14 protein-coding genes, 1 tRNA gene and 1 pseudogene are annotated in these 14,238 nt (G+C 69.2%); 11 read left to right on the forward strand and 5 right to left on the reverse strand.

Annotated features, from left to right (window positions below; all coding sequences use genetic code 11):
* Positions 1-371 precede the first annotated feature (371 nt).
* Positions 372-668, forward strand: coding sequence for a transposase (locus E8M80_RS23255; protein ID WP_255467551.1), 297 nt, complete (start codon positions 372-374; stop codon positions 666-668).
* Positions 669-702: 34 nt separating this feature from the next.
* Here the strand turns inward: E8M80_RS23255 and E8M80_RS23260 are convergent, their stop codons facing one another.
* The 3 genes from E8M80_RS23260 to E8M80_RS23270 are packed head-to-tail and all read right to left on the reverse strand — an operon-like array spanning position 703 to position 4,381.
* Positions 703-2,937, reverse strand: a complete 2,235-nt coding sequence (locus E8M80_RS23260; RefSeq protein ID WP_137128121.1) for a xanthine dehydrogenase family protein molybdopterin-binding subunit — start codon at positions 2,935-2,937, stop codon at positions 703-705.
* Complete coding sequence (locus E8M80_RS23265) at positions 2,934-3,911, reverse strand: xanthine dehydrogenase family protein subunit M (protein WP_137128122.1); 978 nt, start codon at positions 3,909-3,911, stop codon at positions 2,934-2,936. The genes E8M80_RS23260 and E8M80_RS23265 overlap by 4 nt, the downstream gene beginning before the upstream one ends.
* A gap of 2 nt (positions 3,912-3,913) precedes the next feature.
* A complete protein-coding gene (locus tag E8M80_RS23270) occupies positions 3,914-4,381 on the reverse strand; it encodes a (2Fe-2S)-binding protein (RefSeq protein ID WP_137128123.1) in 468 nt (155 codons plus the stop codon).
* Between the two features lie 276 nt (positions 4,382-4,657).
* On the opposite strand from E8M80_RS23270, the gene E8M80_RS23275 reads away from it, so the two are divergent.
* The 10 genes and pseudogenes from E8M80_RS23275 (at position 4,658) to E8M80_RS27075 (ending at position 11,958) form a co-directional block, all read left to right on the forward strand.
* The gene (locus tag E8M80_RS23275; RefSeq protein ID WP_137128124.1) at positions 4,658-5,635 is read left to right on the forward strand and encodes a LysR substrate-binding domain-containing protein; all 978 of its coding nucleotides are present in this window, start codon (positions 4,658-4,660) and stop codon (positions 5,633-5,635) included.
* Positions 5,636-6,115: 480 nt separating this feature from the next.
* Positions 6,116-7,408 carry a histidinol dehydrogenase gene (hisD, locus tag E8M80_RS23280; RefSeq protein ID WP_137128125.1) on the forward strand — a complete coding sequence of 431 codons (1,293 nt, stop codon included), beginning with the start codon at positions 6,116-6,118 and terminating at the stop codon, positions 7,406-7,408.
* A 145-nt stretch (positions 7,409-7,553) separates the two neighbouring features.
* A complete protein-coding gene (gene infA, locus E8M80_RS23285) occupies positions 7,554-7,772 on the forward strand; it encodes a translation initiation factor IF-1 (protein WP_137128126.1) in 219 nt (72 codons plus the stop codon).
* Between the two features lie 36 nt (positions 7,773-7,808).
* Positions 7,809-8,396, forward strand: a complete 588-nt coding sequence (locus E8M80_RS23290) for a nucleoside triphosphate pyrophosphatase (RefSeq protein ID WP_137128127.1) — start codon at positions 7,809-7,811, stop codon at positions 8,394-8,396.
* A complete protein-coding gene (locus E8M80_RS23295) occupies positions 8,381-9,538 on the forward strand; it encodes a ribonuclease E/G (protein ID WP_137128128.1) in 1,158 nt (385 codons plus the stop codon). The genes E8M80_RS23290 and E8M80_RS23295 overlap by 16 nt, the downstream gene beginning before the upstream one ends.
* Positions 9,528-9,719, forward strand: coding sequence for a DNA gyrase inhibitor YacG (locus E8M80_RS23300; RefSeq protein ID WP_137128129.1), 192 nt, complete (start codon positions 9,528-9,530; stop codon positions 9,717-9,719). The genes E8M80_RS23295 and E8M80_RS23300 overlap by 11 nt, the downstream gene beginning before the upstream one ends.
* Before the next feature lie 70 nt (positions 9,720-9,789).
* Positions 9,790-9,865 (forward strand) — tRNA-Phe (locus E8M80_RS23305).
* A gap of 1,042 nt (positions 9,866-10,907) precedes the next feature.
* On the forward strand, positions 10,908-11,162 hold the full coding sequence (locus E8M80_RS23310) for a hypothetical protein (protein WP_137128130.1): 255 nt from the start codon (positions 10,908-10,910) through the stop codon (positions 11,160-11,162).
* A gap of 350 nt (positions 11,163-11,512) precedes the next feature.
* Positions 11,513-11,689 (forward strand): annotated as a pseudogene (locus E8M80_RS23315) (transposase); the annotation flags it as partial.
* A gap of 47 nt (positions 11,690-11,736) precedes the next feature.
* Positions 11,737-11,958, forward strand: a complete 222-nt coding sequence (locus E8M80_RS27075) for a hypothetical protein (RefSeq protein WP_170979591.1) — start codon at positions 11,737-11,739, stop codon at positions 11,956-11,958.
* Positions 11,959-12,510: 552 nt separating this feature from the next.
* Here E8M80_RS27075 and E8M80_RS23320 read toward each other — a convergent pair.
* Both E8M80_RS23320 and E8M80_RS23325 read right to left on the reverse strand, forming a co-directional pair.
* Complete coding sequence (locus tag E8M80_RS23320; protein ID WP_137128131.1) at positions 12,511-13,080, reverse strand: YSC84-related protein; 570 nt, start codon at positions 13,078-13,080, stop codon at positions 12,511-12,513.
* 332 nt (positions 13,081-13,412) lie between these two features.
* The gene (locus E8M80_RS23325; RefSeq protein ID WP_240790191.1) at positions 13,413-14,105 is read right to left on the reverse strand and encodes an ABC transporter ATP-binding protein; all 693 of its coding nucleotides are present in this window, start codon (positions 14,103-14,105) and stop codon (positions 13,413-13,415) included.
* Between the last annotated feature and the right edge of the window lie 133 nt (positions 14,106-14,238).

Here is a 14,238-nt window from a genome sequence, read left to right on the forward strand (position 1 = left end):
TTACGCGGAGCGTGTTACCGCTCGTCGATGACGGCCGGCGGTCACGGAAATGAGAGTCCGGTTGGGAACGGAGAGGGATGAGCTGAGCTGACGGGGTGAGCGGCAGATTGCCTGAGGCGTTCGGTGGGTGCCTGACGCCTGCCGAGGTGCGCCCTGCGGACTCCTGCCGCCCGCGCGCAGCACCCGCGCCCGGCTGAAGCCTGCGCAGCCTGCCTGACGGACCGCGCGTGGCACCTCGCGGAAGCGCTCCCTGCCGTCACGCGCGCCGTGCGGCCGACGGCGCTGCTGGGCGATGCGCGATTTGGAGTTGACCCGGTTTCGTGGACACCCCGAGGCTTGAGACGGAGGTGTTCGAGATACCGAGATTCAGGGTGCCCTACCCGCCGGAGTTCCGGCGGCAGATGGTTGAGCTGGTCCGATCAGGGCGAACCCCGCAGGACCTTGCGCGCGAGTTCAAGCCGAACGCGCAGTCGATCGCGCACTGGGTCCGCCAGGCGGAGCGCGATGCCGGCCAGCGCCGCGACGGCGGCACGACCAGCGCCGAGCGAGAGGAGCTGAGCAAGCTCCGTCGTGAGAACCATCGCCTGCGCCAGGAGCGCGACATCTTGGCAAAGGCGGCGGCCTGGTTCGCGCGGGACAAGACTCCGTCCGGGCCTTCGAATTCATGAGGGCGCACCAAGCCGAATTCCCCATGCGCGTCCGTCATGTGGCCACCACGTCTTCAATGCGGATCGGAAGGTCGCGCACACGCTTGCCTGTCGCGTGGAACACCGCATTTGCGATTGCAGGCGCCATGCCGACGAGCGCGATCTCGCCGAGACCCTTCACGCCAAGCGGATTGACATGCGGGTCGTGCTCCTCGACGAACAACGCCTCGAGCACGCCAATGTCGAGGTTCACCGGCACGAGATACTCGGCCATGTGCGCGTTGACCGAGCGGCCGTCGCGCCTGTCGAGCATGGTGCGCTCCATGAGCGCCATGCCGATGCCACCCACCATGCCGCCGGTGCATTGGCTGGCAGCGAGGCGGGGGTTGATGATGCGGCCGGCGCCGTAAGCCCCGACTGCACGCCTGACGCTGATGGTGCCAACATCGGGATCGACTGCGACTTCGGCGAAGACAGCGCCGAACGCGTGCATCGAGTACCGGCCGGCGACTTCGGCATCCCGCTGCGCCGAGCCCTTTGCCTCGATCGCCTCGCCCGCACGGGCCACGATGTCCCGGTAGCTCTCGCCTTGCGATGAGCCACCTTCGCGCAGCAGGCGTCCCTCAAGCCACCGCAGGGTGCTGGGCATGGCGTCGAAGAAGGCGGAGCGTTGGTCCGCGATGGCGCGCAGCATGACCTCCTGCTGCACAGCGATGCAGGCCGCACGGACCGCCGAGCCAACGGACGCCATGGTCCAGGAGCCACCATGCGACGGCGTCGGTGGGTAGTCCGACCGTCCCAGGCGGAACCGGACCCGGCCTGGCGGCAGGCCCAGCGTCTCGGCAGCAACCTGCGTCATCGAGGTGTAGGTGCCAGGTCCCATGTCGCTGGCCGCAGCCTCGACCTCGGCGCCGCCGTCAGCCAGCAAACGCACTCGCGCGCTGGCCGGCGCATGATAGGCGGGATAGCTCGCGGACGCCGCGCCCATTCCAATCAGTAGCCGGCCATCGCGCATGGAGCGAGGCGCCGGGTTTCGCCGGGACCAGCCAAAGCGGTCAGCCGCCAAGGCGTAGCACTCCAGCAGCGAGCGACTGGAGAAGGGCTTGTTGCTGCTCTCGTCGATCGTGGGTTCGTTCAGGCGACGGAGTTCGACCGGGTCGATGCCGAGTTCGTAGGAAAGCTCATCCATCGCGCATTCGAGTGCGAAGATTCCGCTCGCCTCGCCCGGCCCACGCATGTGGTTCGGTGTGCCGGTGTCGAGCGGCACCAGGCGATAGCGCGTGCGCAGGTTGGGGCAGGCATACATGAGGCCCGAGGCTGCGGTCAGCGCCTCCATGAATTCCTCGTGCCGGCTCGTCTCGCCCATGCCCTCATGCACGAGGCCGGTCAGTTTGCCATCCGTGGTCGAACCAAGGACGATGCGCTGGTGGGTGCGCGGGCGATGGCCCGTCAGCGAGAACATCTGCTTGCGGGTGAGAACGAGCTTGACGGGCCGCGCAACCTTGCGTGACGCCATTGCTGCCAGCGTCACATGCGGCCAGGTCCTGAGCGACGTCCCGAATGCGCCGCCGATGAAGGGGCAGATCACCTGCACGTCGTCGGCGGGAATGCCGAAGACGGCGGCCATCTCGGCCCGCTCGTTCACGACGTACTGGCTCTTGCTCCACAGCGTCAGCCGGTCGCCATCCCACGCAGCGACGGTCGCGTGAGGCTCCATCGGGTTGTGGTTCTCGCGAGCGATGCCGTAGGCCGCATCGATCCGCACGGGCGCGCGCGCAACCGCGACGTCGGCATCGCCACGCGAGGTGTCCGCGCGAATCCAGGCATCCGGCTGAATGCCCGCTGCTGGGATGACGGTTGTCGCGCCTGGGCCGACCGGTTCGACAGTGGGCTCCTTGGCGATGTAGCGGACATTGAGGCGGGCAGCGCCATGGTCCGCATGGTCGAGCGTATCGGCGATGACCACCGCGACCGGCTGGCCGTGGAAGTGCACGAGATCGTCCTGGAGCGCGTGCAGGCGTTCGCCGACCGCCGGGTCGATCACCGCCTTGTGGGGCAGGTAGGCGAGCCGGGGAGCATTGAGATGCGTCAGCACTGCGATGACACCCGGCATGCCGAGCACGTCCTCGGCGTCGATGCCTGAGACGCGGCCCAGGCCGATCGTCGCACCGACGACGACCGCATAGGCCTGGTCCGGCTGGTTGAAGTCGGCCGCATACTGGGCGCTTCCGGTCACTTTCGCGCGCCCGTCCACGCGGGTGAGTGGCTTGCCGATGCTGTTCGTGGTCATGTCATCTCTCCGGCCATTTCGAGGGCGCGGACGATGGTCCGCCGCAGCAGGTCGACCTTGTAGTGATTGCCGGACAGCGGCCGCGCTCCCCTCACGGCCAGTTCCGCGGCGGCCGAGAATGCTTCCCGAACCGGCGCCTTGCCGATGAGTGCGGCTTCGGAAGCGCGCATGCGCCAGGGCCGTGTGCCGACGCCACCGGCGGCGATGCGCGCGCCCAGGATCCGGCCATCCTGGATGTCGAGTGCCACTGCCGTGGAGACGAGTGCGAACTCGTACGAGGCCCGGTCGCGCACCTTGAGGTAGCGGGCTTTCCGGGCCGGTGGACCGCCCGGCACCCATACCTCGACGATCAGTTCGCCGGGCATCAGCGTGTGCTCGAGGTGTGGCGTCTCTCCCGGCAGACGAAAGAGATCCTCAACCGGGAAGCCGCGTTCGCCTTCCGGCCCGCGCACCCGCAGCGTCGCGTCGAGGGCGACAAGTGCCACGGCCAGGTCCGAGGGATGCGTTGCGACGCAGTGCTCGCTCGTGCCCATGATCGCATGGCCGGCATTGAGCCCACCGATGGCCGAGCAGCCGGACCCCGGCATGCGCTTGTTGCAGGCTGCATCGCGCATGCGGAAGTAGGGGCAGCGCACGCGCTGCAGCAGGTTGCCGCCAATCGAGGCGGCATTGCGCAACTGGGGCGATGCGCCCTCGAGCAGGCTCTCAGCGATGAGTGGATGCAGCCGCAGCGTCTCCGGATGGCCCGCGACGTCGGCCATGCGGGCAAGCGCACCGATCAGCAGGTCGCTGCCTTCCGCGCGGATTTCCGCCAGCGGCAGCGCATTGATGTCGACCAGGTGCCGAGGCTGCTCGATCTCTTCGCGCATGAGGTCGATGAGGGTCGTTCCGCCGGCGAGGAAGCGCCCACCCGCCGCCGCGGCCCGGAGCGCCTCGTCCTCGGTGCTGACCTTATCGAAGCTGAAAGGGAACATCTTCAGCTCCTCCCGGCCGCTTGTGAGATGGCCGCGATGATCCCCAGGTAGGCACCGCAGCGGCATATGTTGCCGCTCATCCATGCCTGAATCTCCGCGGCGGAACTCGCGTGTCCCTCGTTGATGCAAGCGACGCCCGACACGATCTGGCCTGGCGTGCAGAAGCCACATTGCAGTCCGTCGCAATCGATGAAGGCGGCCTGCAGCGGATGCAGGGCGTCGCCCGTCGCGAGGCCCTCGATCGTCGTTACCTCCGCGCCGTGATGCATGACCGCGAGCGTGAGGCAGGCATTGATGCGCCGGCCATCGACGAGCACGGTGCAGGCGCCGCATGCGCCCTGGTTGCAGCCCTTCTTCGTGCCCGTCAGATGCAGGTGCTCCCTCAGCGCGTCGAGCAAGGAGGTCCGCGGATCGCACGCGATGGATCGCGCCTCACCGTTGACCGTGATGGTCACTCCGCGTGCTGACATGGCGCTACTCCTCCAATGGGCGATCGGGTTGCGGGTGATGGCGGCGGCGCTGCAGGCATCGTGCTCGAGACGAGGTGCGGCCTGGCCGCCGCAGGCGAATGACCTGGCGGCGGCAAGAATTCTTCGGCGGCTTCGCCACCAGGTACGGGCTTCGGCAAGAGATTGGATGGCTCGCTCACGCGTGGTCGCTCGATCTCGTTGGTTCGCGGCCTGAAGATCATCGGGAGCGCTAGGAATCCCTAGCCATTCTTCCTGCGGTCGTGTTTAGTTTTCCTGATGCCAAACAGAGCGCGTCTGCCCCTTGGCGCGTTACGCGCCTTCGAATCCGTCGCTCGTCTTGGCGGCGTCCGTCGCGCCGCTCTGGAACTGTGCGTGACGGAAGGGGCAGTCAGTCAGCAGCTCCGCACGCTCGAGATGGTGCTGGGCGTGCCGCTCGTCTCACGCGGCCCTGATCGACGCCTCACGCTCACGGAGGAGGGCACTGCGATGCTACGCAGGCTCACTCCAGCCTTCGATCTGATGGAATCCGCAACACGCGACGCGATGACTGCAAGTGGGCCACAGCGTCTGCGGGTCCGCATGCTGCCGACGCTTGCGATCAGGTGGCTTGTTCCTCGCCTGGGGCAGTTCTTCGAGCGCCATGGCGACATCAATATCGAGGTGTCCACTGCTGCCGAGCGGGCGGCGGCCCTGCGTCCCGATGACGATTTCGTCGCATGGCAGGGAGATGGCTCATGGCGTGGCGTACACGCCGAGTTGCTCTTTCACGACGCCCTCGTCCCCGTCTGTTCGAGCCACCTTGCGCGCACGGCGCATGAGCCAGCAGCGCTCAGATCGGCCACGCTCCTGCATTCGATGTTGCGCCCGGAGGCATGGCGAATTTGGCTCGATGGAGCGGGTGTCGAGGGTGTTGATGCAACGGCGGGACGGCAGTTTGCCAACGCCTCGCTTGCCTACCAGGCAGCGATGAACGGGCTTGGCGTGGCCATTGCGCAGCGTGTCTACGTTGAGGCGGACCTGAAAAGCGGGCGACTGTTCGCGCCTTTCGAGAGGACGGTCGTCAGCGGCGAAGGCTACTACCTCATCTGCGAGTCAGAGCGGGCAAGCCTTCCTCGTCACCAGGCTTTCCTATCCTGGATCCGAGACTGCGTCAGGAAGGACATGCAGAAGGATGACCGTGAGGTGGTTTCGCGCCTCATCGGCGCGGAGCCCTCGGCCAAGCCCGCCACGCGGACCCGTCGTCGTTCCTCATGATCGTGGCTCACCCAGGGCGCCGCCGCCCAAAGACGGATGTTGAGATTTGGTAGGTACTTGGCGGTAGCCGCACCTTTAATTGCTCTCCAAGGCTCCAGCCTGGAGACCGCCTGTGCCGAGTCGCACCTCCTCCGCCACGTGTTCCCGCCCAGAGAATTTCGTTCCCCGGTTTCCACCGCTGCAGCGGTGGGGATTAGAACTCTCGGCCCCAAGCCAACTTCGCGTCGGCCACGATGGGTGCCGGTCAGATCGAGATCGTCACGTATTGGGATCGTCGGTTGCGTGTCCCCGATTTGAACCTGTGATCTGGCCGGTGGGTGTTACGAATGCGGGATGGACGTTCGGGATAAGTGGATCCATGCCCGCACCCCCTCCCTTCTTTGGCCCTTGGCGCCCGAGCCGGTATCCGCTTCCCAATTCCCAAAGAAGGTTGAGGGGGGTACGGGGGGGGAAGTTCCCTTCTCCCCCCGGGTCCCACGCATGAAGCGCCTCGCCACCACCGACCCCGCCTTCGAAGCCGCCTTCGCCACCTTGCTCGATGAGGCGCGCGAGACCACCGCCCGCGTCGATGCCGCGGTGTCCGGGATCATCGCCGACGTCCGCGCGCGCGGCGATGCCGCGCTGCTCGACCTCACCGCCCGCTTCGACCGTTGGGCGCCGGCCGATGCCGCGGCGCTGCGCGTCACGCCCGCCGAGATCGAGGCTGCCGACGCCGCGATCCGACCCGAGCTCCGCGCCGCGCTGAACCTGGCCGCCGACCGGATCGAGGCGTTCCACGTCGCGCAGCTGCCGCGCGACCTCGAGATGACGGACAGCGCCGGCCTCACCCTCGGCATGCGCTGGGGCGCGATCGACGCGGTCGGCATCTACGTGCCCGGCGGCAAGGCGGCCTATCCGTCCTCGGTGCTGATGAACGCGATCCCGGCGCGCGCCGCCGGCGTCGGGCGCATCGCGATGTGCGTGCCGACACCCGATGGCGTGCTGAACCCGCTGGTGCTGGCGGCGGCCAAGCGCGCCGGCGTGACCGAGGTGTTCCGCATCGGCGGCGCGCAGGCCGTGGCGGCGATGGCCTGGGGCACGGCCTCGGTCGCGCCGGTCGATCGCATCGTCGGCCCCGGCAACGCCTATGTGGCCGAGGCCAAGCGCCAGGTCTTCGGCCGGGTCGGCATCGATTCCATCGCCGGCCCGTCCGAGGTCGTGGTCATCGCCGACGCCGCAAACGACCCGCGCCACGTGGCGGTCGACCTGCTGGCCCAGGCCGAGCACGACGAGAGCGCGCAATCGATCCTGATCACGCCCGACGCCGCGCTGGCCGGGGCCGTCGCCCGCGCGGTGGAGGAGGAACTCCGCCACCTGCCGCGCGCCGCCATCGCCGGCGAGAGCTGGCGCCGCCACGGCGCGATCATCCTGGTGCGGGACCTGGCGGAAGCGGCGGACCTCACGAACCGCCTGGCGCCGGAACACCTGCAACTCATGGTGGACGAGCCGCGCGCCCTGCTGGCGGGCATCCGCCATGCCGGCGCCGCCTTCCTCGGCCGCTTCTGCCCGGAGGCCGTGGGCGACTATGTCGCGGGACCGAACCACGTGCTGCCCACCGGCCGCACCGCGCGCTTCGCCTCGGGCCTCTCGGTCTTCGACTTCATCAAGCGCACGACCTGGGTCGAGGCCGACGAGACGGCGCTCGCAGCGGTGGGGCCGGCGGCCGTCGCGCTCGGGGAAGCGGAGGGCCTGACCGCCCATGCACGCAGCGTGGCGCTCCGCCTCGGGGGCTGAATCCCAACCGCGGCTTGACCCGGCCGGGCGCGGGGATCATGTTCCGGGCGTTTTCGGGCGGCGCGGCAACGCGTCGCCGTGTCGCCTGCGCGCCCGTCGCGCCCCCATTCAACCAGCGCGCGCCGCGCGCCACCCATGAGGCCCGATGTCGAAGGAAGACATGATCGAGTTCAGCGGCCAGGTCGTTGAACTCCTCCCCAACGCCATGTTCCGCGTGAAGCTGGACAACGACCACATCGTTCTGGCCCATACCAGCGGCAAGATGCGCAAGAACCGCATCCGCGTGCTCGCCGGCGACCGCGTGAATGTCGAGATGACGCCCTACGACCTGACCAAGGGCCGCATCACGTTCCGCTTCAAGTGAGCGGCATGCGCCCCGGCCGCCGCAAGTAGAGCCCCGGTGCCCGACCCGCGCCCGCCGCTGGTGCTGGCGAGCGCCAGCCCGCGGCGCCTCGACCTCCTGGCCCGCCTCGGCATCGCGCCCGACCGGGTCATCGCCACCGACATCGACGAGACGCCCTTCAGGGGCGAAGTCCCGCGCCCGCATGCCGCGCGCCTTGCGCTGGCCAAGGCCGAGGCCGCGGCCGCCGAGGCACCCGCCGCGATCGTTCTGGCCGCCGACACGGTGGTGGGCGTCGGCCGCCGCATCCTGCCCAAGGCCACGACGGCGGACGAGGCGCGCGCCTGCCTCGACCTGCTTTCCGGCCGCCGCCATCGCGTGACGACCGCCGTGATCCTGGCCCTTCCGGACGGACGGCGGCTCCGGCGCGTGGTGGAAAGCGCGGTGACCTTCCAGCGCCTGACCGGGCAGCAGGTCGCGGACTACCTCGCGGGCGGGGAATGGCAGGGCAAGGCCGGCGGCTACGCCATCCAGGGCCGCGCCGAGGCCTTCATCCGTTTCCTCTCGGGCAGCCATTCCAACGTGGTCGGCCTGCCGCTGTTCGAGACGGCGCAATTGCTGCGCGGCATCGGATGGCTCACGCCCTGATCCTCGTCAGCGTCTCGCCGGGCGAGGTGCGCACGGCCCTTCTGCAGCGCGGCACCCTGCGCGAGGCGTGGGTCGAGCGGCCGGCCCGGCCGGATGGGGTCGGCGACCTGCAGCGCGGCCGCGTCGCCGCGGTCGCATCCGCCATGGCCGGTGCCTTCGTGACGCTCGCCGGCGGCGAGACAGGCTTCCTGCCCGAGCGCGAGGCCGGCGACGCGCGACGCCCGATCGGCGCCGCGGTACAGGAAGGAATGGCGCTGCCGCTCCGCATCCTGCGCGCGGCGCAGGGCGGCAAGGGGCCGCGCGCGACGGCCCGGCTTGTGCCCGCCGAGGCCGCCCGCATCGCGGCCGCGCCGCCCGGCGCCCCGCTCCTGGTCGCGCGCGGACCCATGGCCGCCGAGCGCCTGGCGCTGAACCACCCCGAGGCGGAGGTCCAGGTCGACAGCGCCGCGCACGCCGCGCGGCTGCGCGCGACACTCGGCGGGCGCGTCCGGGTCGTGCCCGCGCCGGCCTTCGACGATGCCCTGGAAGGGGAATTCGACCTGCTGGCCGGGCCGGAGGTGCCGCTACCCGGCGGCGGCCGCCTGCTGGTCCATCCGACCCCCGCGCTCACGGCCATCGACATGGATGCGGGCAGCGTGGCCGGGGCGCGCGGCGCCCAGGCCGTCGTGGCGTTGAACCGGGATGCGCTACCGGTGCTCGCCCGGCAGATCCGCCTGCGCAACCTGGGCGGCATCATCCTGGTGGATTTCGCGGGGTTGTCGCCGCGCCGGCGCGAAGCACTGGCCGAACCGCTGCGCGCGGCGCTGGCCGCCGACCCCGCGGCCCGGCTGGTGGGCTTCACCGGCCTCGGCCTGGCCGAGATCGTGCGCGACCGGGTCCACCCGCCGCTGCATGAGGTGCTGGGCTGGCCGCCATCCCCGCTCACGCGCGGGCTGGCGGCGCTGCGCCGCGCGATGCGGGAGGCCGCCGCGCGGCCGGGGCGGCGCCTCGTGCTGCGCGCGCCGCCTGGCGTCATCGCCGCGATCGAGGCCCTGCCCGGTGCGCTCGATGAGTTCGCCGCCGGTGCGGGCACGCCGCTCCGCCTGCATCCCGACCCGCTCGCCAGCGAAGCCGAGGTGGAGGAAGCCGCCCATGACCGCTGACGCCAAGCCGCCCGCCCTGCCGCGCTGCCCGATCTGCCGCCGCCGCGCGAGCGCCGAGGCTCGGCCCTTCTGCTCGGCGCGCTGCGCGCAGGTGGATCTCGGCCGCTGGTTGACCGGCGGTTACGCGATCCCGGGCGAGGCCGATGAGCCCGGACGGCCGGAGGATGAGGACGGCCCCTGACCCCGCTGGACAGGCGGCGCGGCCTCGGCTATCTCCCGCCCCTCTCCAGGTTCCCGCGGGAACCGCTTGGGCCCAGGTAGCTCAGTTGGTAGAGCATGCGACTGAAAATCGCAGTGTCGGTGGTTCGATTCCGCCCCTGGGCACCATTTTATTTCAAGGCGGTAGAGGCTATTCGGACCCCTTCACGCGGAACCGAAACCAGTCAGTCCCTGGATGGCGGATCTTCAGCGGGCTCATTTTCCGCTGACCCACGCCTGCGCACCCCTCCAGATGCCGTCAGGCACGGCGGGATCGGATAGGGTGTGTCGAGATCGTCCGAGGAAGTCGGACACCCCTCCAAACGCGCGCGATCGGCCTGGCTTGAATGCGGCATCCGGCGCGTCCGTCGCCCCATCCAGTGCTCAGGGAGCAACCTCCGCCTGAACCTGCATTGACCGCTGGCAACACCGGCAACACTGGCAACACGCGCAGATTTCTGCCGGGCACAGCCGTTGCCAGACCTGTTGCGAGTGGCGCCCGGTGGTAACACGGAGGCGAAGGCGGCCGACGCTGGTCTTGCAGCCGCGCCGCATGCGGGATGGCCGCGGTGGAGGCGTTGATGCTGCAGTAGTGCCCTCGCTGGTTCGAGGGAATGCGACACAGCCGGCCTACATCCTCCTGCTGGGCACACGAGGCGATGACGCAGGCACCGATGCCCGCGCTGCCGATCGAGCGCGGCAGGCCGAGCCCCGAGGCTTGCTGTGTCGCGCAAGTTGGATGTGTGCCTCCCTGCTCAAGGTCCTTCGCCAACCCGGCAACCGTCTGTTGCAGCCAATCCGTCGATGCCGCGCATCATCCTTGCGTCGAAACGGCAGTCGAGCGAGTGAAGCAAGCGATGCGTTTTTCGCTGCCCGGCCCTATCCCTATCCGCGCGGCTCTCCTCGATGATGGCGGATCGCTGGTGCCGCGCAGGACGGAGCGGCATAGGGCGACCGAGGATCACATCCTCGGCCTGTCCTTAGAAGCCGACGCCGCGCCACTGTTGCCTCTTCTTGGGGAGGGAAAGCGGCTCCAGCGAACGCTTGTCCGTCTGCAACCTTATGTGGTCATCCGCGCCGACGGCGCGGTCGTCCCGAATAGCTCTGTGGTGTTCGACATCCATGTGGCGGCACCGGGGAAGCGCTGGTTGCTCGTGCCGGAGCGACGTTCATGTTGCCGGCACGGCCGGCGGGCCTTCCCGGGCTGGTCGTCGATCAAGTCGAGGCTTGGTTGGCATCCGATGCGGCCCTGCCGGTGCTGCTGGAGGTGACGCGGCAAGTACGTGCTCGGTTCGAGTACGAGGCGGCCAGCGATCCCGCGACCCGGAGCACTGCCCGACTGGCCCATGCGCTGACCATCGCGAAGCGGGCGGCGGCCGTGCAGACGGCGCTCGAGGCCCGGATCCGGAAGCTCGCCGCTCACTGACTGGGGCTTCGTGCGGACTTTGCAATCGGGGGAACGCCCCGGCGCTTATCCGCCCTGCCAGGAATGCAGGAACGAGATCCGCGCTCGGGCGGTGGCAGCGCCCCCGCCCGCGTCGCTTCCCGTGCATCGCGACGGAGGATTGCAATCTGGCCCAAAGCCGCACAACGCCTGCGTTTCGTGGCGATGTGCTGCATCCATGCGGAGTCTAAAAGGGGAAGGGTGAGCGCGCAGACATGCCGTGGCCTCGCGCAGCCAAGCCTTGAGGTCCGCAGGGATCAGGCGGGGTTGGCCTCCCACTGACGGATCTTCTTCTCGTCTGGGCCTATGGCGGACGCGAGAGGGGGGCCACCATGTTAACCCGCTGGGACGCCTTTAGCCGCGTCCTCACCGACGGCCGGATCTGCCGGACGAACACGGCGGCGGAACGCGAGTTGCGCGGCGTGGCGCTCAGCCGAAAGGCATGGATGTTCGCCGGTAGCGACAGTGACGGCGAGCGCGCCGCGGCAATGTATTCCCTGACGGTGACAAGGGCTTCCTCGGCGGCGCCGGCGCGCTGCGGCGGCAGCTGCGCGAGATGCGGCCGCTCGACCTCGACGAGGCGGCGGCGGGCGGCGTTGGTGCGGCCGACGACGGCATCGACGAAGGCGCGCCAGAGGCGGCGAGGTCGGCGAAGTCGCGGTGGCCGCGCAGCAGCGACGCTTGGCCGAGCGCGTCCTTGAGGTGGCGGTGCGGCACCTCGATCGAGCCGTTCTCGTGGGCGATGCCCCCGCTGTTGCGGGTCGGGCGCATGTCGTAGTGGGCACAGAGCGCCTCATAGCGGCGGGTCTGGTCCAGGGCGGCGTCGGGGTTGAGATCGCGGAAGGCCGCGGAGAGGCTGTCGGATCGGTGCTACTGGGGCGCGCCACCGAGCGTCCATAGGCATCCTGCAGCCGCGTGATGCTTCAGGTCGCTAGACCGGACGCCCTGCCGCCGATCGCGACAGCGGGGACGCTCGACGATGCCAACTGATGACGCCTCTCGGGGCGACGAAGATCCCGAGACACCGGGCTTGGACTCAACAGTGGTGAGCGATTCCACCGTTGTGCACGTGATCACCAAGGGCGGATGCTCGCGATCTTGGCGTTGGATCGTCCACGATATCCAAAGGGCGCCGCGCGGCGCCTTCTGCCAGGCCTTGCTCCAGCGCGCTCATGGAGTCCGCCAGGCGGGCGACGTCCCAGCGGAGCGCGGTGAGGTCCGCCGCGGCATCCTCGGCGGAGACTTCGGACCTCTTGATCGGAGCAATCTCCGATCATCAGGGGGTCTCGCGGCGATTGCGCCATGCCGCCGGCGGGAATGGCTCGAACCGTTACTCCGGCTGGATGCGCGTGATCTTCGACCCGTTGATCGAGAGCGAAGCCATCAATCCCTGCTGGCTGAAGCTGATCGCGTAGACCGGCTCGCTCAACGTCGTCGAGGTGATGTTGGCCTGCATGCCCTGGTCAAGGGCGACGACGGTGGGGCCGGTGCCGATCTCCCAGCCGCTCGCGGCATCAAGAGCCGCACGCGCCGCATCCGTCATGAAGAACATGGCCAGGCCGGCAACCTGCGCGCCGATCGTGAAGCCGAAGGATGCCCCGGCGATATTATAGTATCCGAGCGTCCGTTCGCCGGCGATCAGCGCGCCCTCGCCGTATTGGCCGCCGACGATGAAGCCGCCGCTGAGGATACGCGGGAAGATCAGAATCGATTTTGCCCCGGCAAAGAGCGGGCGAGTGTTGGCCTGCGCGCGCAGGGTGCGCAGGGCATTCGCGACCTCGCCGTCGATCTCGGCGCGCGACGCGGCCTGGGCCGGGCGCGACGCGGATGCCAGGATGGTGGGGGCGATAGCGATTGCCGCACCCAAGGGAAGCAGCTGGCGTCGGGTAGTTTCGGTCATGTGGTCCTCCTCGCATGTGGCAAAGCGCGCCACTCCAGGGGCGGGGCCGACCCCCGCCAATCCCCCCGGATAACGTCCAGGGCAGGGACGAGTTTCGCACGCATGCGATGCCCGACGTCGAAGGCAGGAGGCGCTTGCTGCTTCGACCGTCATGCGGCAGGCGATCGATCGTGACCGCGTATGATCGCCGCGGCCCTGGCCCGGGCAGCGCCGCTGCCCGTTCGCTCGGAGACAGCAACAGACCCTCAATGGCCGACGCTATCACGACGAGAATTGCCGTCGTCGACGCGGAGCATCATGATCGACCAACCCCACGCATATCACTTCATGGCCTATGACGTGCCGATGCGTCGTGGCGCCAGCACCGGTTCATCGGCGACGATACGCCCGTCCACCATCTCGATGATGCGGTCGCACCGCTGTGCCAGGCGAGGGTCGTGCGTGACGATCAGGAAGGTGTTGCGGCTCGTACGGTTCATCTCCCGCAGCAGGTCGAAGACACCATCGGCAGACGTCGTATCGAGGTTGCCGGTCGGCTCGTCCGCCAGCACCAGCGCCGGGGACATGGCGAGCGCGCGTGCAATCGCGACCCGCTGCTGCTGGCCGCCGGAAAGGTTGCCGACGCGACTGTCCTTCCAGGGCAGCAGGCCGACCCGGTCGAGCAGGGTCTCGGCGCCGCGACGCATCGCCGCGTCCGGGCGATTGCGGTCGAGCAGCAGCGGCATCATGACGTTCTCGGCGGCGGTGAAGGCGCCGATCAGATGGTGATGCTGGAACACGAAGCCGATGCTGCGCCCCCGCAGTTGCGTCAGCGCCGCGTCGTCCATGTCGCGCGTATCGCGCCCCTCGATGAACAGCGTCCCCGCCGTCGGGCGGTCGAGCAGGCCGATCAGGTTGAGCATCGTGCTCTTGCCCGATCCGGAGGGGCCGATCAGGGCGCAGAACTCGCCGCGCCGCAGCACCAGGTCGATGCCGTGCAGCACCTCGATCTGCCGCGGCGTGCCCACGCCGAAGGATTTGCGCACGCCATCGAGGCGCAGTATCCGCTGTCTGGGCCACACCTTGCGGCACGGGTTTCTAATGGTGCGCTGTCGCGGCTGATGTCGTGGCGGGGTGGCCGATGGAGATCGAGGTGGAGACTGCGAGCGCTCATACGAG

Source organism: Roseomonas sp. HF4 (assembly GCF_005222755.1).
Classification (GTDB): Bacteria; Pseudomonadota; Alphaproteobacteria; order Acetobacterales; family Acetobacteraceae; genus Neoroseomonas.